Annotated in this window: 14 protein-coding genes; 9 read left to right on the plus strand and 5 right to left on the minus strand. The window is 71.3% G+C overall.

Going from position 1 to position 21,645, the window contains the following annotated elements; translation table 11 throughout:
• Positions 1–179: 179 nt before the first annotated feature.
• The 5 genes from V3T34_RS26750 to V3T34_RS26770 all read left to right on the plus strand — a co-directional run bounded on the left by V3T34_RS26750 (position 180) and on the right by V3T34_RS26770 (position 8,248).
• Positions 180–536, plus strand: a complete 357-nt coding sequence (locus tag V3T34_RS26750; RefSeq protein ID WP_305078596.1) for a cupin domain-containing protein — start codon at positions 180–182, stop codon at positions 534–536.
• A 1,064-nt stretch (positions 537–1,600) separates the two neighbouring features.
• Positions 1,601–2,668, plus strand: coding sequence for an HD-GYP domain-containing protein (locus V3T34_RS26755; protein WP_305078595.1), 1,068 nt, complete (start codon positions 1,601–1,603; stop codon positions 2,666–2,668).
• Positions 2,665–4,182 (plus strand): sensor domain-containing diguanylate cyclase, encoded by a 1,518-nt coding sequence (locus V3T34_RS26760; protein WP_305078594.1) that lies wholly within the window; start codon positions 2,665–2,667, stop codon positions 4,180–4,182. The genes V3T34_RS26755 and V3T34_RS26760 overlap by 4 nt, the downstream gene beginning before the upstream one ends.
• Positions 4,183–4,475: 293 nt before the next feature.
• On the plus strand, positions 4,476–7,571 hold the full coding sequence (locus V3T34_RS26765) for a PAS domain S-box protein (RefSeq protein ID WP_305078593.1): 3,096 nt from the start codon (positions 4,476–4,478) through the stop codon (positions 7,569–7,571).
• A gap of 299 nt (positions 7,572–7,870) precedes the next feature.
• On the plus strand, positions 7,871–8,248 hold the full coding sequence (locus V3T34_RS26770) for an FAD-dependent oxidoreductase (protein WP_305078592.1): 378 nt from the start codon (positions 7,871–7,873) through the stop codon (positions 8,246–8,248).
• An 85-nt stretch (positions 8,249–8,333) separates the two neighbouring features.
• Here V3T34_RS26770 and V3T34_RS26775 read toward each other — a convergent pair whose 3' ends face one another.
• The 3 genes from V3T34_RS26775 to V3T34_RS26785 form a co-directional block, all read right to left on the minus strand.
• On the minus strand, positions 8,334–10,394 hold the full coding sequence (locus V3T34_RS26775; RefSeq protein ID WP_305078591.1) for a di-heme-cytochrome C peroxidase: 2,061 nt from the start codon (positions 10,392–10,394) through the stop codon (positions 8,334–8,336).
• An 84-nt stretch (positions 10,395–10,478) separates the two neighbouring features.
• Positions 10,479–12,245: a patatin-like phospholipase family protein gene (locus V3T34_RS26780; RefSeq protein WP_305078590.1), complete on the minus strand. Its 1,767-nt coding sequence runs from the start codon at positions 12,243–12,245 to the stop codon at positions 10,479–10,481.
• Positions 12,246–12,286: 41 nt separating this feature from the next.
• The gene (locus V3T34_RS26785; protein WP_305078589.1) at positions 12,287–13,528 is read right to left on the minus strand and encodes a cytochrome P450; all 1,242 of its coding nucleotides are present in this window, start codon (positions 13,526–13,528) and stop codon (positions 12,287–12,289) included.
• Between the two features lie 1,113 nt (positions 13,529–14,641).
• Here V3T34_RS26785 and V3T34_RS26790 point away from each other — a divergent pair.
• The 4 genes from V3T34_RS26790 to V3T34_RS26805 all read left to right on the plus strand — a co-directional run bounded on the left by V3T34_RS26790 (position 14,642) and on the right by V3T34_RS26805 (position 19,469).
• Complete coding sequence (locus V3T34_RS26790; protein WP_305078588.1) at positions 14,642–15,964, plus strand: quaternary amine ABC transporter ATP-binding protein; 1,323 nt, start codon at positions 14,642–14,644, stop codon at positions 15,962–15,964.
• Positions 15,880–16,731, plus strand: coding sequence for an ABC transporter permease (locus V3T34_RS26795; RefSeq protein ID WP_305078587.1), 852 nt, complete (start codon positions 15,880–15,882; stop codon positions 16,729–16,731). Before V3T34_RS26790 ends, V3T34_RS26795 begins: the two co-directional genes overlap by 85 nt.
• 35 nt (positions 16,732–16,766) lie before the next feature.
• Complete coding sequence (locus V3T34_RS26800; protein ID WP_060847443.1) at positions 16,767–17,603, plus strand: glycine betaine ABC transporter substrate-binding protein; 837 nt, start codon at positions 16,767–16,769, stop codon at positions 17,601–17,603.
• A 273-nt stretch (positions 17,604–17,876) separates the two neighbouring features.
• Complete coding sequence (locus V3T34_RS26805; RefSeq protein WP_305078586.1) at positions 17,877–19,469, plus strand: fatty acyl-CoA synthetase; 1,593 nt, start codon at positions 17,877–17,879, stop codon at positions 19,467–19,469.
• A gap of 33 nt (positions 19,470–19,502) precedes the next feature.
• Here V3T34_RS26805 and fixJ read toward each other — a convergent pair whose 3' ends face one another.
• Together fixJ and V3T34_RS26815 are read right to left on the minus strand one after the other, a co-directional pair.
• A complete protein-coding gene (fixJ, locus tag V3T34_RS26810; RefSeq protein WP_305078585.1) occupies positions 19,503–20,114 on the minus strand; it encodes a response regulator FixJ in 612 nt (203 codons plus the stop codon).
• Complete coding sequence (locus tag V3T34_RS26815) at positions 20,104–21,636, minus strand: PAS domain-containing sensor histidine kinase (RefSeq protein ID WP_305078584.1); 1,533 nt, start codon at positions 21,634–21,636, stop codon at positions 20,104–20,106. The genes fixJ and V3T34_RS26815 overlap by 11 nt, the downstream gene beginning before the upstream one ends.
• Between the last annotated feature and the right edge of the window lie 9 nt (positions 21,637–21,645).

The raw sequence follows: 21,645 nt of genomic DNA on the forward strand, positions 1-21,645 counted from the left end.
CACCGGAAATCGGCGCGTTTTCGGCATTTCCTTCCAAAACCCCCGCGGCGGGCGGCGAGGGCGGCGGTTCGGGCCTCCGTACAATCGGACGGCTCCCCGGCGGCGGCAGGCGAAGCCGGAGATCCGCCGGGCGAGGCCCGGCGCGCGCCTGCGGCCATCACCTCTTCCGCGAGACAGCCATGACCCTCCTCGTCACCATCGACACCGATCCGACGTTCGAGCCAAAGCACGCGCTCCCGCTTCCCGAGCGCCTGATCGCGGGCTCTCCCTCGTTCAAGACCTGGGCGCAGGACGAGTCGCGCGAAGAGACGGTCAAGACCGGCATCTGGGAGGCGACCCCGGGCGAAACCCACTCGATCAAGGGCACGACTTTCGAGTTCTGCCACATCCTCTCCGGCCTGGTGGAGATCGAGGAGAAGGGCGGCGAGACCAAGACGTATCGCGCCGGCGACAGCTTCGTCATGAAGCCCGGCTTCGTCGGCGTCTGGCGGACGATCGAGACCGTGCGCAAGATCTACGTCTGCGTCTACGAGTGACGCCGCGGGGGTATCCGGGCGGGGTGTGGGCGAGCGCCCGAGGTCTCCGGCCGGCCTGCTGAACGCGCAGGCGCCCTCTCCGCCCGGCCGATCCCCGGAATGGCAGATCCGGTCTTTTCAGGGCCCGGGCCGCCGGCCGACGATCGGCGCTCCGGCCCCGAGCCCGGGTGGCGCGATCGAGGCACCCGCGCGTCGGCCCCGCGCCGGGCATGGCGCGCCCACGGGCGGGCTGCTCTGACGCTTGCGGCTCCGTGCGGCCGGTCCCGGGACGAGAGCCGAGAGAAGCCCGGACGAGCGGCCCGGCGAGGGACGCCGTGCGGACGGGCGCCCCGCTCTCCGCGCGCGTCGCTGGCGGTCCGGCGACCGATCTCGAGACCTTGCAACCGCCTGCCCGCGGGACCGGCCCTCCCGTGCGCCTGCGCGAGACCGCAACGGCGACGCGCGAGATCTCGCGACGATCCTGCGCGTCGAGGCCTCGAGCGATCGGACCGTGTCGTCGATCGCGGCGGCGGCGGTGGAGACCGGGGCGGCGTCCCGGGTGCCGTCGGCCTCCTTGCAGCGGTCGCGCCGGTCCGGGTGCCCGACCGCCGAGACCGCCCGCTTCCTCGCCACGAGGCTGGACGCCCAAGTCGCAGCCGGAAAAAAATCCTCTCGTATCCGATCATGACTGCCGTGATCACAGCTTCGGGAATTTTTTCATGAAGTCTGGCGCATCCGTACGGCAATCCATCCCCGTCGACTGCCGGAAAGATTTCGTCATTCGCTGCGTAAGCAGATTGTTAAGACCGTTTCCGGTATCCATGACGAGGCAGATTGCCTACCCATAACGGCCTATCCATGGTGGTGGGCCAATCGCCAACAGTGATCGATGCCATGATCTGCAGCCCGCCAGGATCACCCGAGGACGTCGATCGCACCACGTTGCTGCAGCCTCACCGGCCGGCCGGCCCGAATGCGATCGTGACAACCCGCCGGGCGATCGCGGAACTGCATCGCGGGCACGCAACCGTTCCCCGAGACGCCGTCGACGCGATGTTCTCCTGAGAGGGCGGGCGAGCGCCTCGATGAACCGGATCCTGCTGATCTCGGACAACCCCTGCCGCAGCCGCGGCCTCGCCCAGGATCTCGCGCGGGATCTCGCCGGCGGGATCGATTGCGAGATCCACGACCTCTACGGCGACGAGGCCACGGCCGGGCCGGCCGACGCCCTCGTCACCGACGTCGACGATTTCAGCGCGGAGGCGGTCGCGCGGGTGCGCCGCCTCGTCGGCCGCGCCCGCAGGGGCACGCCCCTCGTCGTCCTGATGAACCAGGACAGCGCGCGTGCGCGCCTGTTCGGGGTCGCGCTCGGGGCTTCCCGGACCCTCTGCGCGCCGTTCGACGTTGCCCGCCTGCGCGACGCCGTCGGCGCCTTCGCCGACGAGGCCGGGCCCGTGCCGTTCGGCGCCGTGCGCTCCAGCGACGCGGCGCGGGGCTTCTACAGCAGCCTCTTCGTCGACGAGCGGCCGATCACCGAGGCCCCCGTCGATACCGGGACCGACTTCGTCGGCCGCGCTGTGCGCGAGACCGGCATCCGCGACTGGGTCCGGGCGGTGCAGCGCTTCGACGACGCCACCCACCAGCACTGCCTCCTCGTGACCGGGCTCGCCGCCGCCTTCGCCCGCAGCCTCGGCCTCGGCGACCTCGAATCCCACCGCCTCACCAAGGCGGCGCTGCTGCACGACGTCGGCAAGATCCACGTCCCCTCGGCGATCCTCAACAAGCCGGGCAAGCTCGACGCGAACGAGATGGCGATCGTGCGCCGGCATCCCGACGAGGGCTACCGCATGCTCGCCGGCCAGGGCTTCGGCCCGGAGATGCTGGCGGTCGTGCGTTCCCACCACGAGATGCTCGACGGATCAGGCTATCCCGACCGGCTGAAGGCGGACGACATCACGGATCTCGTGCGCCTGATCACCGTCTGCGACATCTACGCCGCCCTGATCGAGCGCCGCTCCTACAAGCCGCCGATGGCGGGCGAGGCGGCCTTCGCGATCCTCGAGGGCATGTCCGGGCGCCTCGATCCGGCGGTGGTCACCGCCTTCCGGCCGGTCGCCGCCGCCTTCACCCCCCGCTTCCCGTGCGACGCATGACCCCGCGCCTGCCCACGGCCCTGACGCGGGGCGCCCAGGCGGCCCAGACCTGGCTCCTGCTCGGCACCCTCGTGCCGCTCGGCATCATCGCCGTCTGCACCCTGATGCTGCTCCAGCTGCGCCAGGACGCCTGGGACAAGGCCGAGCGGACCGCGCAGAACCTGCTCCAGGTGATCGAGCGCGACATCGACCGCAACGTCGAGATCATCGACCTGGCGCTGAAGAGTGTGGTCGAGAACCTGCAGATGTACGATCTCGAGGAGATCAGCCCGCGCTTCCGCCAGCGCATCCTGTTCGACCGCGCCGTCAACGCCCGCGACCTCGGCGTGATGCTGGTCCTCGACGAGCACGGCAACGCGCTCTACGACGCCGCCGGGTGGCCGGCCCGGCGCATCAACGGCGCCGATCGAGAGTACTTCCGGGCCCACAAGGCCGATCCGGGCATCGGCCTCCATATCAGCCGGCCGGTGATCTCCCAGCTTAACGGCACCCCCGTCGTGGTGCTCAGCCGGCGCATCGGCCTGAGCGACCAGTCGTTCAGCGGGATCGTGCTCGGCAGCCTGTCGCTGTCCTACTTCGACAGCCTGTTCGCCCGGATCAAGCTCGGGCGCGAGGGCACGATCAACCTGTTCCTCGACGACGGCACCCGCCTCGTGCGCTATCCCGAGCCGAACCCGGAGCTGGCGCCGAACTTCGCCGATTCGACGAACTTCCAGCGCTTCCGGCGCGAGCGCAGCGGCAGCTTCGTCGGCGTCACCCACAGCGACGGGGTCCAGCGGCTCTACGCCTTCACCCAGGTCGGCGGCCTGCCGCTGATCCTCAACGTCGCGCTCTCCACCGACGAGATCGAGGCGGAGTGGCGGGGGAAGGCCCTGGTGATCGGCGCCATGCTGCTCGCCCTGTGCGGGCTGACGATCGGGCTGTCGTTCCTGATCGCTTGGGAGCTGCGGCGGCGCTCGGAGGCGGAGGCCGCCCTGGCCCGGCTCTCGCGCACCGACGCGCTCACCGGCCTGCCCAACCGCCGAGCCTTCGAGGAGGCCTTCGCCCGCACCTTCGCGGAGGCGCGCCGGCGCGGCGAGCCGCTGCCGCTCCTCGTCGTCGATGCCGACCACTTCAAGCGCTACAACGATCGCCACGGGCACGCGGTCGGCGACCGGGTGCTGCAGGGGATCGCCGGCGCCCTGTCGGCGAGCGCGCGCCGGCCGGCCGATCTCGTCGCCCGGGTCGGCGGCGAGGAATTCGCCATCCTGCTGCCGGGCACCGACGCGGAGGGGGCGGTGAGCGTCGCCGAGCGGGTGCACGCGGCCGTCGCCAGCCTGGTGGTGGAGGCAGAGGGCGCGAGCGTCGGCCGGATCACGGTGAGCGTCGGGCTCGCCCTCGGCCTGCCGCGCGAGGGCGGCACGCCCGGCGCCCTGTTCGATCTCGCCGATGCCGCCCTCTACGAGGCCAAGGCGACCGGCCGCGACCGGACCTGCTACGCGCTGATGGACGGGGACGGCTGCAAGGCGGCCTGACCAGGCTCGCATCGGTGCGCCGCCGCGTCGCCCGCTCGGGTTTCCGCGACGATTGCTTTGACAGCCGGTGCTCCGTGTGAGACCGCTCACGCTCGCACGGCCGGAAAGCCGCCTCTCCGACGGCCGAACCGGATCGGCCGAACCCTTGCCGCCCGGCCTCCCGAGCCCCGCAGGCCTGTCGAACGGGTGGCGCTCACGGATGCGGCGCGGGCGGGTAGGCGGGCGGGCGCCAATCGGCCCGCGATCTTCCGCGGCGCGTGGCCGCCACGCGCGCGAAGCGGGGACAGGACGTCATGCACGACAGATCCGACGGCCTTCTCTCGGTCCCCGACCTCCGCGCCGACGGCGGCGGGATGAGCACGCTCATGGACGGGCACGACTGGGCGGCATCGCCGCTCGGCGACCGCTCGGCCTGGCCGCAAGACCTGACGATCCTCGTGGGCGCGATCCTCGCCTCGCACCAGCCGGCGTTCCTGGTCTGGGGAGCCGGGCGGACCCTCCTCTACAACGATGCCTATGCCGAGATCCTCGGGCGCAGGCACCCGGAAGCGCTCGGGCGCGACTACCTCGACGTCTGGTCCGGGATCGGAGCCGATCTCGTCACCCTCACGCAAGCGGCCTATGCCGGCAGCCCGGTCCATGCCGACGCCGCCGTGCTCGTCGTGGATCGGGCCACGGGCCACGCGGACGCGCAGGAAGCGGCCCGGTACTCCCTCTTCCACCTGCCGGTCCGCGATGCCGCCGGGCGCGTCGAGGGTCTGTACGGCACCTGCACCGAGATCGTCGGCCCTGCGGCGTCTCCCCCGCGCGGCCGGCGGGAGGCCAAGGGCCCGCCCGGCGACGGACCGGGGCGGCAATCCTTCCTCCTGGACCTCAGCGACGCGCTGCGGCCGCTGACATTGCCGGCGGACATCGCCGAGGTCGCGGCCCGGCGCCTCGGCCGGCGGCTCGACGCCAGCCGAGTCTTCTACGCCGAGATCGGCGGCAGCCTGATGAAGGTCGAACGGGACTACGCCCGGGGCGTCGATTCGATCGTCGGGGAGCACTCCCTGGCGTCCTTCGGCCCGGATCTCCTGGCCGCCTACCGCGACAACGCGGTCGTCGCCGTCGAGGACGTGGCCTCGGATGCGCGCTTCGGCGCCGAGGCGCGCGAGGGCCTGGCATCGCGGCGGGTCGCCGCCTACGTCGACGTCATCCTGTTCCGGGAGGACCAGTGGGTGGGGCTCCTCGCCGTGCAGAGCGCGACCCCGCGCGTCTGGACCCGGGCCGAGGAGGACCTGATCCGGGAGGTGGGCGAGCGCGTCAAGGCGGCGATCGAGCGCGGCCGCGCCGAGACGGCCCTGAGCAAGAGCGAGGCGCATCTGGCGGCGATCTTCGCCGGCGCCTCGGTCGGCTTGTCCGAGGTGAGCGCCGAGGGCCGCTTCCTGCGGGTGAACACCGAATTGTGCCGCATCCTCGGACGGTCCGCCGACGCGTTGCTGGGGCTCGACTTCACGTCCGTCACCGACCCGGACGACCTCTCGCCCAGCCTGGCGGCGGTCGCGGAGACGATCGGGACGGGACGCAGCACCTCCCTCGACAAGCGCTACCTGCGCCCGGACGGCACCGCGATCTGGGCCAATACCAGCATCCGGCGCCTCGACGACGCGGAGGGTTGCTTCAAGAACTTCCTGGCCGTGACGGTCGATCTGAGCCGGCGCAAGGAGACCGAGCATCGCCTGGCCGAGAGCGAGCGCCGCCTGCAGGAGCTGAACGAGACCCTGGAGCAGCAGGTCTCCGAACGGACGGCGGAGCGCAACCTGCTGGCCACCATCGTCGAGCGCACCGACATCATGGTGATGGCGGCCGATCTCGATTACACGATCCTGGCCATCAACAAGGCCAATGCCGACGAGTTCGAGCGGATCTACGGCGTGCGGCCGAAGGTCGGCGACAACATGCTCGACCTGCTGGCCGACCAGCCCGAGCACCAGGCCCAGGTGCGGGCCGGCTGGGGCCGCGGCCTCGCCGGCGAGGAGATCACCGTGGTGGAGGAGTACGGCGACGCCGAGCGCGCCCGCCCCTGCTACCAGATCAGCTTCCGCACCCTGCGCGACGCGAGCGGCGAGCGCACCGGCTGCTACCAGTTCGTGATGGACGTGACCGAGCGGCTGCGAAGCCAGGCCCAGCTCGCCCAGGCCCAGGACGCCCTGCGCCAATCGCAGAAGCTCGAAGCCGTCGGCCAGCTCACCGGCGGGGTGGCGCACGACTTCAACAACCTGCTGACCATCATCCGGTCGTCGGTCGACTTCCTGCGCCGGCCCGACCTGCCGGAGGTGCGCAAGCGCCGGTACCTCGACGCGGTGTCGGACACCGTCGAGCGGGCCGCCAAGCTCACCGGCCAGCTGCTGGCCTTCGCCCGGCGCCAAGCCCTCAAGCCGGAGGTCTTCGACGTGGGCCAGAAGGTGCGCGGGATCGCCGACATGCTCGACACGCTGACGGGCGCGCGGGTGCGGGTCGTCACCGAGGGGCCGCATGGGCCCTGCCTCGTCCGGGCGGACCTGAGCCAGTTCGAGACCGCCCTCGTCAACATGGCGGTGAATGCCCGCGACGCCATGGACGGCGAAGGGACCCTGACCCTGCGGGTGTCGTGCGGCACGGCGCTGCCCGCCATCCGCGGCCACGCCGGATCCCAGGAGCGCTTCGCGGCCGTGGCGCTGATCGACACCGGCACGGGGATTGCGCCGGGAGAGATCAGCCGGATCTTCGAGCCGTTCTTCACGACGAAGGCGGTGGGCAAGGGCACGGGCTTGGGCCTGTCTCAGGTCTTCGGCTTCGCCAAGCAGTCGGGCGGCGACGTGGACGTGCGGAGCACCCTGGGACAGGGCACGACGTTCACGCTCTACCTGCCGGAGGTCGCGTCCGACGAGCGGATGGCCGCGGACCGTCCGCAGGACGACGGGCACGCTCCCCTGGGAACCGGACAGCGGATCCTCGTGGTCGAGGACAACGTCGGCGTCGGCCAGTTCGCGACGCAGATCCTGGAGGATCTCGGCTATCGGCCCGTCTGGGCCGCCAATGCCGAGGAGGCGCTGGAGGAGCTGGGCCGCGACGGGAGCCGGTTCGACCTGGTGTTCTCCGACGTCGTGATGCCGGGCATGGGCGGCGTCGCCCTGGCGCAGGAGCTGCAGCAGCGCGCGCCGCACCTGCCCGTGATCCTGGCCTCGGGCTACAGCCACGTGCTCGCGCAGTCGGACGCGCACGGGTTCGAGCTGCTGCACAAGCCGTACTCGGCCGAGCAGCTCGGCCGCATCCTGCATCGGGTGCTCGACCTGCGCCCGAGCCCTCGCGCGATCGAGCCCTGCCGCGCCACAGACGCTGCGGCCCTCAATGGTGCGGCCCTGAGATGAACCGGCGCGTCGGCCGGCCGTTCGACGAACCCGACGCGCGGGCTTTCCCCGATCGGGCGTCGTGGCCGCTCGTCCAGCCGTCCGTTCCACAACCGGGATCGGAGCCCTGTCCTAAGTTCCAGGCCGATCGATGATAGGCCGATCTCGGTGGCGGCGCCCAGAAAATCTCGTCCTGCCGAGGATCTCCTTAGAAGTCGTTCGATTTTCCATCGACTGATATCCCAGTATGAGAGTGACAGCGGGGCGAGAGCCTCGACTGGGGTTGGATAGGGTCTCAGACGCAGTTCGTCACCGATCCCTTGCGGCGCTGGCACCGCGGCCGGACGGTGCTGATGGGCGACAGCGCGCATGCCAAGTTGCCCCACCACGGCCAGGGCGCCGACACCACGAACGAGGATGCCGTGACCCTCGCCGCGCGGCTGGCCGCCGACGGCGCCCGCGACCTCGACGGGACGATGCGGCGCTACCAGGGGCTCCGCCAGGCCCGCGCCCGCACGATCCAGCGCAGCGCCTGGGCGACGAACCGCCTGCTGCATCGGCCCGATTCCGTCGGGCCTGACCCGCTGGCGCGGCGCGACGCCCGCATGGCCCGCTTCCCCGAGGATTTCGGCTGGATCCACGCCTTCGACGCGACCGGCACGGTCGACCGGGCCCTGTCGGACCCGCGGGCCGCGTGAACGGGACGACGTCGAGGGCATCACACCCGCGGCGTCGCCCGCGGCAAACCCGCCTCCGCGCCCTGGGCGGCGCGGAGGCGGTCCCTCAGCGCGCGGCCGCGTCGAGGGCCTCGCACCGCGTCGTCGAGGCGGCGGCCCGGGCGGGGTCGGGATCGACGCCGTTGATGCAGTCGGTCTTGAGGAACTCGACCAGCGCCAGGCGCTCGTCGACCGAGAGCGCCCGCCCGATGACGCCCGTCCCCTTGGTGCCGGCGAATTCGTGGCCGGTGTTGAGGTTGCCGCGCTTCGCGGTGTCGAGGGTGAACAGCCCGCCGAGCCGGTTGGCCTCTGCGCCGGCCTCGGCGTTCAGGCAGTCCTTCGGGTCCTTGGCGGCGACGGCGGTGAGCTGGTAGCCGAGGCAGACCGGATCGAATTCCCGCCGGCCGAGGGTGAAGCTCTTCGGGCGCTCCGCCACCGGCGACAGCAGCGCGAAGACGTTCGGGACCGCGCCGTTATGCAGGAAGGGCGGCGTCGCCCAGACCCCGTCGAGGGGGCGTGCCTTGTAGGCGAGCGGCGCCTGGATACCGTTCGGCCGGTAGCCGTTCAGGCGCTCGCGGTCGGCCTTCGCGGTCGGCAGGGTCTGGCTGTCGTACCAGCGGTCGACCGTGCGCTTCACCGTCACGCCGAGGGCGGGCCCGAAGGCATAACGGCCGTCCTTGTCGGGCTCGCCGAGCGGGACGTCGCCGGGGCCGTCGCCGCTGCGGTCCTTGAGCGCCCGCACCAGGGTGTCGGGCAGGGCGACCGTGCGGGCGATCATGTCCTCGGCCTGGGCCGGATCGGTCCCGATCGTGGCGATGGGGATGGGCTTCACCACGAGGTAGCGCTGCCCGAACGCGTTCGGCTTCAGCCACGCCGTCGAGTCCCAGAACTCCTTGCGGCCGATCGGGGCCTGGTGGCAGCCCTGGCACAGCTCGCCGTAGAGCCCGGCGCCCTTGCGGGCCCGGCCGAGGTCGATCGCGTTCGCCTTGTCGATCTCCGCGAACAGGCTCGGCCAGCGCGGGGCGCGCAGGCCCGTGAAGCCGGCCTGTGCGTCCGGCTGCTCGCCGGCGATCTGCTTCTCGATCCGGGCGATGTTCTCGACGTGCACCTGCGAGGTGAAGAGGTCCTTGGCCGGGCCGGTGAGGTTGACGGGAGCCGAGACGCCGAGGGCCTCGCCGGCGTTGCGCACCATCGGCTGCTCGATGGAGGCGTTGTACTGCACCCAGTCGAACCACGACGTGTTCCAGACGTGGGGGAAGTTCACCGGCGCGGTCGTGGCGGCGTAGTTCGCCTCCCGGGCTGCGTCGTCGAGGTCGAGGGCGAAGACCGTGTTGCCGATGCGGTTCAGGGCGTCGAGCCGGCCGTAGCCCTCGTCGACGGTCGCCGCCGCGACCTTCTTGTCGAGCTTGCGCACCGCGTCGAGCCGGTCCCACAGCGCGTCGAGCTGGGCCTTCAGGTCGGACTTCTGGGCCTCGCTCGCATCCTCGCCGAGCACGTTCATGGCGAACCGGTCGAAGCGGCCGGGGACGTACTTGGTGAACAGGATCGAGAGGCCGAGGCCCTGCCGGAACTTGCCGAGGTCGGTGAGGGCGGGCCCGCCGTCGACGAGGAGCGCCGTCTCGCGATAGGTCAGGCGCCCGGTATGGCAGGCCGCGCAGGTGAAGCCGATCTTGTGGGTCGGCTTGCCCGTGCGCGGGTTGAGCCAGGGCCGGCCGTCCGGCAGCAGCATGTCGCCCCGGTCCTCGGCCTTGTCACCGCCGCGGGCAAAGCCGATCGGCAGCTGGATCTCGCCGCCACGCGTCGCCCCCGGGATGAAGCCGTAGCGGTCGAGATAGGCCGGGTCGGCGAGCCGGCCGACGTCGCCGACCAGCGTCAGGCGCGGCTGCTCGAGGGCGATGAACCACTCGTAGGGGATGTTGAGGGTCTGCGTGCCCTGGTCGGCATGGTGGTACCAGTCCTGCTCGTCGTTCGACCACGCCTGGCCGAGCCAGCGCGCCTCCTTGACGGGCGGGTAGTCCGGCAGCGCGACGTAGAGCTTGTCGCGGTAGATCTTGAATCCGATGCCGACGACGATCAGCAGGACGGCGATGATGCCGACGATGATCTTGGCGAGGCGCCCCGTTCCCACGTCCGTAGTCTCCGCGTAGAAGAAATATCGACAGGACGGGGCACGATCGCGTCCGCCCCGCTGCTGTTTCAGATCGTTCACGGGTCAGGGCGCGTCGGCGATGCCCCTGGGAAAATCGGCCTTCAGCGCCTCGATCGTCGCCGCCACCACCCGGTCGGCCTTGCGCGAGGCGACGCCGACCCCGAACGTCTTGGCGCCCCGGCGTGCCAGGTAGCCGAGGATCAGGCCCATATCGTCGGTTTCCTTGCGGAAATCGATGTCGACGAGGGTCGAGACCACCTTCTCGATTCGCTGCCGCAGGTCGCCGCGCAGGAGGTCCTGCCGGACGTCCTCGGGGCGGGGCCGGTCCGCCTCGCCGATCTCGATCGGTTCCTGGAGCTTCGGCGTCAGCGGGATGATGGGATAGAGCGGCACGTCCGCCTGCGAGCCGTCGGGGAGCACCAGCGTCCTGAAGCCGAGCCCGCGCTCCTCGCCGGGGGCGATCGACCCGGTCGCCTTGCTGGCGTCGCGTACCCGCCAGCTTTCGGCGATGGTCGCCCCGTCGAACAGGCCGTTCGTCCCCGGCAGCACGAAGTTCCAGCGCAGGAAGGCCTGGGCGTTGCGGCGCCCGAGGAGGTAGTCGTGGCGGCGGAAGCTCTCGTGCAGGAAGCCGCTGAAGCCGCCGAGCGCGCCGCTGGCGATCGGGAAGACGATCGGCTTCCCGTCCGCCCGCTGGCGCACCGGCGAGACGATGAAGCGGGAGAAGTCGGAGCCGTCATGCGCCCGGGCCAGTTCCTCGGGCTTGAACCGCGCCTGGTTGATCAGCGCCGAGAACAGGCCCGGCAGCGCGGTCGCGAGCGTGCCGGTGACCGGATCGGCCGGCAGCGCCTGGTAGTTCGGGAACGGCGCGATCAGCACGACCGAGCGGCGCGCCTTGTCGCCGGCGGGCTCGTCCGGGTAGCCGTTGGTGAGGTAGCGCCGCGCCTGTTCCAGCGGCTCGTTGTCGATCGTCCCGCCGTCGACGGCCCAGTACCGGGCGATGGCCTTCACGTCGTATCGTTCGTCCGGCGCGATGATCGTGAACCGGCCGTCCGCGCCGTCGCGGCCCACCGTGCTCCAGGCGAGGAGGTCGGAGCCCGGCCGGCTGACGCGGCGGGGGGCGAGCCCGACCGGGAAGGCCCCGGTGGCGAGCGCCGCGACCTTGAAGAAGTCCCAGGCCGGGTCGTCGGTCCGCGTCACGTCGAGCCAGGGATCGCCGGCCCGGGGGGCGCCGCTGCCCAGCTCGAACGAGGCGACGTCGGCGTGGTTCGTCATGCCGAAGGCCCGGTTCGTCCCGGCCCCGACGAGGTCGAACGAGTACGGGACCCCGCGCAGGTTCGTCAGCGTCAGCATCACCCGCAAGCCGTCGCGCTCGCCCCGCCCGATCCAGGGCCGCCGGACGGGCGGCCCCTCGATCGCGAACGCGCTGCCGAGGATGTCGTCGAGGACGGCGCTGCACAGGACCGACTTGAGGCCGCTCGTGCCGTCGAGGTCGCGGGTCTCGAGCAGGCGCTCGATCGCGATCTCGCGCACCCAGCTCGCGTAGAGCCGGTTGCGCGGCTCGGGCGGCGGCGGTTCCGCCGGCCGGACGTGGTCGAGGCCGCGGAACATGTGCAGGGCCGCCATGCCGGCGGTCATGCCGCCCGCCGAGGCGCCCGCCAGCACCGGCACCCGCACGTCGTGGGTCGGGCCGTCCCAGCCGGGTGCGTCGCGGGCGGCGTAGTAGCCGTCCAGCGCCTCGATCAGGAAATCCATCACGCCGGCCGAGTAGCACCCGGCCGAGATGGCGCCGGCCAGCACCAGGCCGACCTCGAAGACGGGACGTTCGGGCATGGAAGGGTCCGGGGCTCGGGCGGCGGGCGGGTCGGGAGCGGTCACGGGGTGATGCCGAGCACGAAGCGCTCCGCGAACGGACCGCCCCGGTCGTCGATGCGGCCGGCCTCGCCGTCGAGCAGCCGGACCCCCGGCAGGCGCAGGATCTGCCGCACCGTCTCGGGGATGATCGCGTAGCCGACATACTGGCCGAGGCACCGGTGCTGGCCGAAGCCCATGTGCAGGTAGTCGAGGCGGGCCCGTGGCTTGAAGCTCTCGGGATCGGGAAACAGGGCCGGGTCGAACATCGCCGATCCGATGGCGAGCGCGACCACGCGCCCGGGCGGAACCGCGACTTCGTGCTCGGTGCCGGGGGCGAGCCGGGCCGGCTCCGCGGCGATCCGCAGGACGAAGGTCGTCATCGGGTTGAACCGCAAGGCCTCCCAGACGATCGCGTCGAACCGGTCCGTGTCGGGCGAGCGGGCGGCCTCGACCGCCTCGGCCCGCACGTCGGGCCGCAGGAGGATCTGCTCGGTGGCGTTGGCGATGGCCTGGGAGGTGGTCTCGACGGCGCCGACGAGGAGGCCCGCGATGTTGCTCACCACGCGCTCGGCGTCGAAGCCGGCGCCCCCCGTCCCGGCCAGGCGCAGCAGGCGGGACACGGCGTCCTCGCCCCGCGCCTCGGCCCAGGGCTGGCGCCGCGCCAGGAAGCGGCGGATCCAGGCGCGCATCTCGGTCCCGGCGGCGACGTTGTCGGCCTTCACCGCCGGGTCGCCGGTGAGGTTGTGGAACATGTCGGCCTGCGTCGCCCGCGACCAGCGCAGCATCGCCGCATCGTCGGGGCCGTAGAACCCGAAGCTCTGCTGCACGACGCGCAGCGGCGCCAGGCGCGAGGCGAGCCCGACGACGTCGACCGTGTCGCCCTCGACGGCGAGCGCGGCGGCGACCGTGCGCCCGACGAAATCCCGGATCGCCGGCAGGTCGTCCCAGCGCAGCAGGCTGCGCATCACCGCCTTGTCCTGCCAGTTCAGCTCGCTGTCGTCCCGCGCCAGCATGAACGGGCCGACGGACGGGTCCATGTGCGGCCGGTAGGTCACCTGGAAGGTCGACGGGCGCGACAGCGCGTCCATCACGTCGGACCACCGCGAGACGACCGCGAAGGGCGCCAGGTCCAGGATCGGCCGCTCGGCCCGCAGCTCGGCGAACAGGCCGCGCCAATCCGCCCGCAGATGCCGGAAGAACATCGCCGTGCGCGCGGGACCGTTTTCGGGATCGATGGACCCGAAGTTGTCCAGAAAGGTCATCCTGCACCCCTTGCCCGACACCGTCGGTGCGCCTGCATGCTCGTCTTGGATTTGATGCGCGGAAATTCGCTCTTTACTTGATTATGCTGTCATCGATCTCGGAAATGATCGGTCCGGTCGCACGTCATCCGTTCCGGGATCGAGCCGATCCCGTCCCGTTCCGGGATCGAGCCGATCCCGTCCACCAGGGGCGGTCGCTACCCCGTCTCCGGTTCGCTCCCGTCCCGAATTTGCGGCACGGCGCATCCGGGCTTCCGCGCCCATCGGCACGCGGCGACATCAATGTCCGCTGGACGATCGTTCCGTTTCTTGGTCGAAACCTCAAGACAGCTCACAATCATTCCAAGCCGGATGCAATGTCAAGCCGCAGTTTGGAGAAACATATTTCTGTATCGCCGGCCCGTCTGAACCGGCACAGGGTGGAGGCCAAGGCCGTCGCGCCGTTTTCAACGAAAATCGGCCGCTAGTTCATAAGATACAAAAGTAAATATGAAATATAAATGGCGTGCTTGCGGTTTCACTCCAAGCGAGAAAGAGTTCGACGAGATGCTTGTACGCCGGGACTTCCTCGGACGCGGACAGCCCTGCCGACCGTCGCGGCAGGAGGATCCGGCCCTCCCGGGGATGACCCGGCGCGTCTCACGGCGGCGGAGGCTTCTACGGAGGCCGGCAAGGGAGCGGGCAGGGGAGCGCACGAGAAAACCTGCCGGGAGGCCTGCAACCCTTGGCCCGGCCTCCGGAGCAGCGCCCGATCGCGTTGCAACCAGATGCCGCTCTAGGTATCTGATCTTGCAGCGTTTTCTCTTGCCGAACCGGCACCCGCGTCACCGGAAAATGCTCTCGCCGAATCCGCGAGATCTGCACAAACGACCAGCATCCTCTGCACAATACGGCCCATGCGTGCCTCTATATTCGCCAATATTGCACCGCACAAAGACGTCCCAACCGCGGCAATGGGCGATGGTCGTTTTTCCGGCAGAAAGCGTCGCCGCGCGACAAGCCGTGACGTCCGGTCCCACTAGCTTTTCATCATCCCAGATCGAAGGCACCGCGACGCCGACGGGGCCGGACGACGAATCGGGGATTGCGCCACTCCTGGGGAGTCGTGAGCAAATGGGCCGCATCACTCTGCAGGGCATCGGCAAGGTCTTCGGTCGCGACCCCGCCCGGGCGATGGACCTGATGGCCCAGGGCAGGACCAAGGCCGAGATCGCCGCGTCGTGCGGGGCGGTGGTCGGGCTGCGCGACGTCGCCGTCGAGGTGCCGGAGGGCGAGATCCTGGTCCTGATGGGGCTCTCGGGCTCGGGCAAGTCGACCCTCCTGCGCTGCATGAACCGGCTCGTCGAGCCGAGCTGCGGGCGCATCGTCGTCGACGGCACCGACGTGACGGCGCTGAGCCGCCGCGACCTGCTGGCTTTCCGCCAAAAGATGTTCGGCATGGTCTTCCAGCACTTCGCGCTGCTGCCGAACCGCACCATCCTGGGCAATGTCGGCTTCGGCCTCGAGATCAAGAAGGTGCCGGCCGCCCAGACGCGGGAGCGGGCGATGCGGGCGATCGAGCTCGTCGGCCTCAAGGGCTGGGAAGCGAAGTATCCGCACGAGCTCTCGGGCGGCATGCAGCAGCGGGCGGGCCTCGCCCGGGCGCTCGCGGCGGATGCCGAGATCCTGCTGATGGACGAGGCGTTCAGCGCCCTCGACCCGCTGATCCGCCGCGACATGCAGGCGGAGCTGCGCGAATTGCAGAAGACGCTCAAGAAGACCATCGTGTTCGTCTCGCACGACCTCGACGAGGCGATCGCGCTCGGCGGCCGCATCGTGCTGATGAAGGACGGCGAGGTGGTCCAGGCCGGGCGGCCCGAGGAGATCGTGGCGGCCCCCGCCACCGAATACGTCGCCCGCTTCGTCGCCCATATCGACCGGGTCGCGGTCCTGCGCGCCGGGCAGGTGGCCGACGGGACCGCCCCGGTCCTCTCTCCCACCCAGACGGCCGCCGAGGCGCGGGCGGTGCTGGCCGGGAGCGGCGGCGAGGCCTGGCTGGTCGCCGGACCCGACGGCCGCTTCGCCGGCCGCCTGCCGGCCGCCCGCCTCGCCGCGGCGCGTCCCGACGAGACCCTGGCAAGCCTCCTCGATCGCGAGTCCGGCACCGTCGAGGCCGATGCCGGACTCGCGGGGCTCCTCGGCCGGGTGGCGGCCGAGGGCGTGCTCGCCGTGATCGACACCGAGGGGCGCCTCGTCGGCAGCCTCGCGAGCCGCGACGTCGTGCGGGCGCTGTCCGCCCGCCCGGGCGCCGGCGGAGCCGACCCGGGCGATCCCCGGCCCGCGATTTCCTCCGAGCCGGCAGGAGCTGAGCGATGGACTGGACAATCCCCAAATTCCCCCTCGACACGCTCAGCGACGAGGGCCTCGATTGGCTCACCGACCATGGCAGCTGGCTGACCCGGGCGGTCAGCCGCCACGTCGCCGACTGGATCGACGCGCTGACCTCGGCCCTGGTGGCCGTGCCGCCCTGGATCCTGATCGGGGCCGCGGCGCTCGCCACCTGGAAGGTCGGCGGCCGGCGGGTCGGGCTCCTGACCCTGTTAGGCCTCCTGTTCCTGTGGAACCTGCGGCTATGGCAGGCGACGGTCGAGACTCTCGTGCTGGTCGTCCTGGCGACCGCGGCGGCCCTCGTCATCGGCATCCCGGTCGGGATCTGGTTCGCGCTGAGCCGGCGGGCCTGGCGGATCTTCTCGCCGGTGCTCGACATGATGCAGACGCTGCCGAGCTTCGTCTACCTGATCCCGGCCCTGCCGTTCTTCGGCCTCGGCGCGGTCTCGGCCTGCTTTGCCACCATCGTGTTCTCGGTGCCGCCGGTGATCCGCCTGACGGCGCTCGGCATCCGCAACGTGCCGGCCGAGCTCGTCGAGGCCTCGGACGCCTTCGGGGGCTCGTCGGCGCAGAAGCTGTTCAAGGTGCAGCTGCCGCTGGCGCTGCCGACCATCATGGCGGGCGTCAACCAGACCATGATGCTGGCGCTGTCGATGGTGGTGATCGCCGCGATGATCGGGGCCGGCGGCCTCGGCCGGGTGGTGTGGCAGTCGATCCAGCGCCTGGAGGCCGGCGCCGGCTTCGAGGCCGGCATCGGCATCGTCATCCTGGCGGTGATCCTCGACCGGGCCACCCAGGCGCTCGCCGCCCGCGCCCGGCCGCACGGCACCGCCTGAGCCTTTTTCCAGTCTCCTCCTAGAAAGGTCCTTCGATGCGCGCTCCCCTCCTCGGCGTCGCCCTCTGCCTCGCGCTTGCCCAGACGCCCGCCGAGGCCGCCGGCAAGCAGGTCCGCCTCGCCTATGTCGAGTGGGCCGACGCGGTGGTCGCCACCAACATCCTCAAGCTCGCCCTGGAGGAGAAGGGCTACGAGGTGAAGGCGATCCCGCTCGCCGCCGCCGCGATGTGGCAGGCGGTGGCGACCGGGGATGCCGATGCCAGCGTCGCCGCCTGGCTGCCGGTGACCCAGGGCGCCTATTACGAGAAGCTGAAGAACCGGCTCGAGCTGATCGGCCCGAACGTGACGGGCGCCAAGATCGGCTGGGCGGTGCCCGCGACCTCGCCGCTCAACTCGATCGAGGACCTGAAGACCAAGGCCGCCGAGGTCGACGGCAAGGTGATCGGCATCGATCCCGGCGCCGGCGTGATGAAGACCTCGGAGGCGGCGATCAAGGCCTACGGCCTGCCGGTCAAGCTCCTCGACGGCAGCGACGCCACGATGACGAGCGCGCTCAAGGACGCGATCCGCCGCAAGCAGGACGTCGTCGTCACCGCCTGGACGCCGCACTGGATGTTCGCCCGCTACCAGCTGAAGTACCTCGCCGACCCCAAGCAGGTCTTCGGCGGCGAGGAGAGCGTCAACACGCTGGCCCGCAAGGGCCTGAAGGAGGACATGCCGGAGGTCTACGGCATCCTCCAGAAGTTCAAGCTCGGCATCAAGGACGAGGAGGCCGTGATGGCCGAGAACGAGGAGAAGGGCGCCAAGCCCGCCGAGACCGCCGCCAAGTGGATCGCGGCGAACCGCGCCACCGTGGACGGCTGGCTGAAGTAAGTGTCTCTCACAATACTCCCGATCACCGCCTCGGCTTGCTGTGGCAGCGACATTGCGGCGGGAGTTTTGTGAGGTGCACTAAGCCGCGGCTCCGACGGATGCCTCGTGGACCGCCGCCGCCCCGCCGGGCCGCGGCGGTCTTTCGCATTGGATAAACCCGGCACGAGCTTGCCTCGACGTCGCCACCCGCGTGACGCCCCCACCGGCGTGACTTGCAGGCACGACCTTGCGACAAGGAGCGACAAACAACGAAAACCGGAGGGACGCCGCGCCATGGCACACGAGGACACGCAGGAGGCCGACCGCGCCCGGCGCGACACGATCTCGGACGCCCTGCGCCGCGCCGCGCGGCGCCATCGGGACCGCACCGCCCTGTCCTTCGCCGAACGGCACTGGAGCTTTGCCGCCCTCGACCGCGCCGCCGACCGGGTCGCCGCCGGGCTTCTGGCGGCGGGGCTGTCGCGCGGCGACCGGCTCGGCGCGCTCGGGCGCAACTCGGACGCCTATCTGATCCTCTGGCTCGCCTGCGCCCGGGCCGGGATCATCCACGTCCCGATCAACTACGCGCTCACCGGACGCGAGCTGCGCTACGTCGTCGAGCAGTCCGGCGCCGCGTGCCTGATCGTCGACCCGGCCCTCGCGGGCAATGCCCGGGAGGCGCTCGGCGCCTCTGCCGCGCCGTGGTTCGGCACCCTGTTCGGCGGCACCGGCCTCGACGTGCTGCACCTCGCCGGGGACGGCGGCCCCGCCGAGCCAGTCGAGGTCGCCCTCGCCGAGGACGACGTGGTGCAGCTCCTCTACACCTCGGGCACCACGGCGGCGCCGAAGGGCGCGATGATGACGAGCCGGGGGCTCCTGGCCGAGTACCAGAGCTGCATCCTCGCCCTCGATTTCGGGCCGCACGACCGGGCGCTCGCCGCGCTGCCGCTCTACCACACGGCGCAGATGCATGCCTTCACCATGCCCCAGCTGCTGGCCGGGGCCGAGACGGTGCTGATCGAGGCGCCCGCGCCCGAGACCTGCCTGCGGCTGATCGAGGCGCACCGCCTGACCTCGTTCTTCGCGCCCCCGACCGTGTGGATCAGCCTCCTGCGCTCGCCCGACTTCGCGACGCGGGACCTCACCAGCCTGCGCCACGTCTATTACGGCGCCTCGATCATGCCGGTGCCGGTGCTGGAGGAGCTGCGGGCCCGCCTGCCGGGGGCGCGGCCCTACAACTGCTACGGCCAGAGCGAGATCGCGCCGCTCGCCACCGTCCTGCGGCCCGAGGAGCACGACGCGCGTCCGGCCTCCTGCGGGCGCCCGGTCTTCAACGTCGAGACCCGGATCGTCGACGACGCGATGCGGGACGTCGCCCCCGGCGAGCGGGGCGAGATCGTCCACCGCTCGCCCCAGCTGATGGCCGGCTACTGGGACAAGCCGGAGGAGACCCGCGAGGCGTTCCGCGGCGGCTGGTTCCATTCGGGCGATGTCGGGATCATGGACGAGGCCGGCTACATCACGGTGGTCGACCGGGTGAAGGACGTGATCAAGACCGGCGGCACCATCGTGGCGAGCCGCGAGGTCGAGGAGGTGCTGTTCACCCATCCCGGCGTCTCGGAGGTCGCCGTGATCGCCCTGCCCCACCCGAAATGGATCGAGGCCGTGACCGCCGTGGTGGTGCGCCGCCCGGGCGCCGCCGTCGACGCCGAGGAGCTGGTCGCCCATTGCCGGGCCGGCTTGGCGCCGTTCAAGGTGCCCAAGCGCATCCTGTTCCAGGACGACCTGCCCCGCAACACCGCCGGCAAGCTCCTCAAGCGCGCGCTGCGGGACACCTACGCCGCCCTCGACTGGAACGAGGACGCCGACGCCGCCCGGGGGCGGTGATGCGCCATCGTACGACGCGGGCCGGGCGGGCTCCTATCCGCCCGGCCGGACCGTCAGCGCCATCCGGACCAGCTCGGCGAGGCTGCCGGCCTGCATCTTCGCCATGACGTTGGCGCGGTAGATCTCGACCGTGCGCGGGCTGATGCCGAGCGCCTGGGCGATGACCTTGTTGGGGCTGCCGGCCATCAGTTCGTCGAGCACCTGGCGCTCGCGCTCCGAGAGCGCGGCGATGCGCCGGCCGGTCTCGGCGGCGGCGGCGTGGCGCTCGGCGGCCCGGCGCCCGCTGTCGAGGGCGGCGCGCACGGCGGCGAGCAGGACCTCGTCGTCGAACGGCTTCTCGATGAAGTCGAACGCGCCCTCGCGCATCGCCGCGACGGCGAGCGGCACGTCGGCGTGGCCGGTCATCACGATCACCGGCCGCCCGTCGCCCCGCGCCTTCAGGCGGCGCAGCAGCGCGATCCCGTCGAGGCCCGGCATGCGCACATCGGTGACGATGCAGCCCGCGGCCTGCGCGGGGCCGGCGAGGAAGGCCGTGGCGGAGTCGTGCAGGCGCACCGGGATCCCGTCGGAGGCGAACAGGAAGGCGAGGGACTGACGGACCGCGAGATCGTCGTCGACCACGTCCACCGGCACCTCACCCGACATCGTCCAGCTCCCCTCTGTCGACCGCCCGCAGCGTGAAGCGGAAGCAGGTCCCCTGCCCCGGCTGTGACTCAGCCAGGATCTTGCCGCCATGCGCCTCCACGATGGTACGACAGATCGAGAGCCCGACCCCCATCCCGTGCGCCTTGGTGGTGACGAAGGGCTGAAACAGCCGCTCCGCCACCTCCGGCGCGAGGCCCGGGCCGGTATCTGCGACGGCGATCTCGACCAGCCCCTCCCCGGGCAGGGCCCGGGTGATGACGCGCAACTCGCGCCTGGCGACGTCCTGCATCGCCTCGATCGCGTTGCGGATCAGGTTGAGCAGGACCTGCTGCACCTGGATGCGGTCGGCCAGCACCAGCGGCGCCTCCGGATCGAGCGCGAAGGTGACGTGGACGCCCCGCTCCTTGGCGCCGACGAGGGCGAGCGCGCTCGCCTCCTCGACGAGCTTGGGCAGCCCCTCGATGTGCCGCTCGCCCTCGCCGCGGGCGACGAACTCGCGCAGGTGGCGGATGATCTGGCCGGCCCGCAGCGCCTGGTCGGCGGCCTGGCCGACCGCGTCGGCGAGCATCGGCACCTCCGGCCCCTCCATCCGCTGGAGCAGGCGGCGGCAGCCCTTGAGGTAGCTGGCGATGGCGGTGAGCGGCTGGTTGATCTCGTGGGCGAGCGTCGAGGCCATCTCGCCGAGCGCGGTGAAGCGCGACATGTGGACGAGCTCGGATTGCAGCTCCTGCAGCCGGGTCTCGGTGCGCTGGCGCTCGGTGAGGTCGCGGATGAAGCCCGTGAAGTAGCGCGCGCCCGAGGACCGCATCTCGCCGACCGCGAGCTCCATCGGGAAGGTCGAGCCGTCCTTGCGCTGGCCGACCACGACGCGGCCGATTCCGATGATCCGCCGCTCGCCGGTGGCGAGGTAGCGGGCCATGTAGGCATCGTGCCGGCTGCGATAGGGCTCGGGCATCAGGAGGCTGACGTTCTCCCCCACCACGTCCTCCGGGGCGTAGCCGAACTGGCGCACCGCGGTCGCGCTGAACGACCGGATGCGGGCCTCCTCGTCGATGACGACCATCGCGTCCGGCACCGTCTCCAGGATCGAGCGCAGATGCGCCTCGCGGGCGCGCAGATCCGTCTGCGCCTGGATGCTGAACACCACGCCGCGATGGCGCACCGGGCCACCCTGCGGGTCGATCTCGATGGTGCCGCGCGAGCGCAGCCAGTCGCTGCGGCCGTCGGGCCGGACCACCCGGTAATCGACCTCGTAGCTGCCGCCGCGGTCGAGCGTCCCCCGGATCGCCTCCGCCCGGGCCTCGCGGTCGTCCGGGTGGACCAGGGCCTGCGTCGCTTCGAACGTCGTCAGCTCCTCGGGCGACACGCCGAACAGCCGCGCCCCGCTCGCCGAGACCGAGATCCGTCCGGTCGGCACGTCGAGCGACCAGAAGCAGATGCCGACCTCCTCGAGGGTCTGGCGCAGCTCCTCGGCATCGGGTGCGGCGGGTGGCGGGCTCGCGGGAGAGTCGGGTTTCGTCATGCGGGCCAA

Origin of the sequence: Methylobacterium ajmalii, from assembly GCF_036448855.1 — a bacterium.
Lineage (GTDB): Bacteria > Pseudomonadota > Alphaproteobacteria > Rhizobiales > Beijerinckiaceae > Methylobacterium > Methylobacterium ajmalii.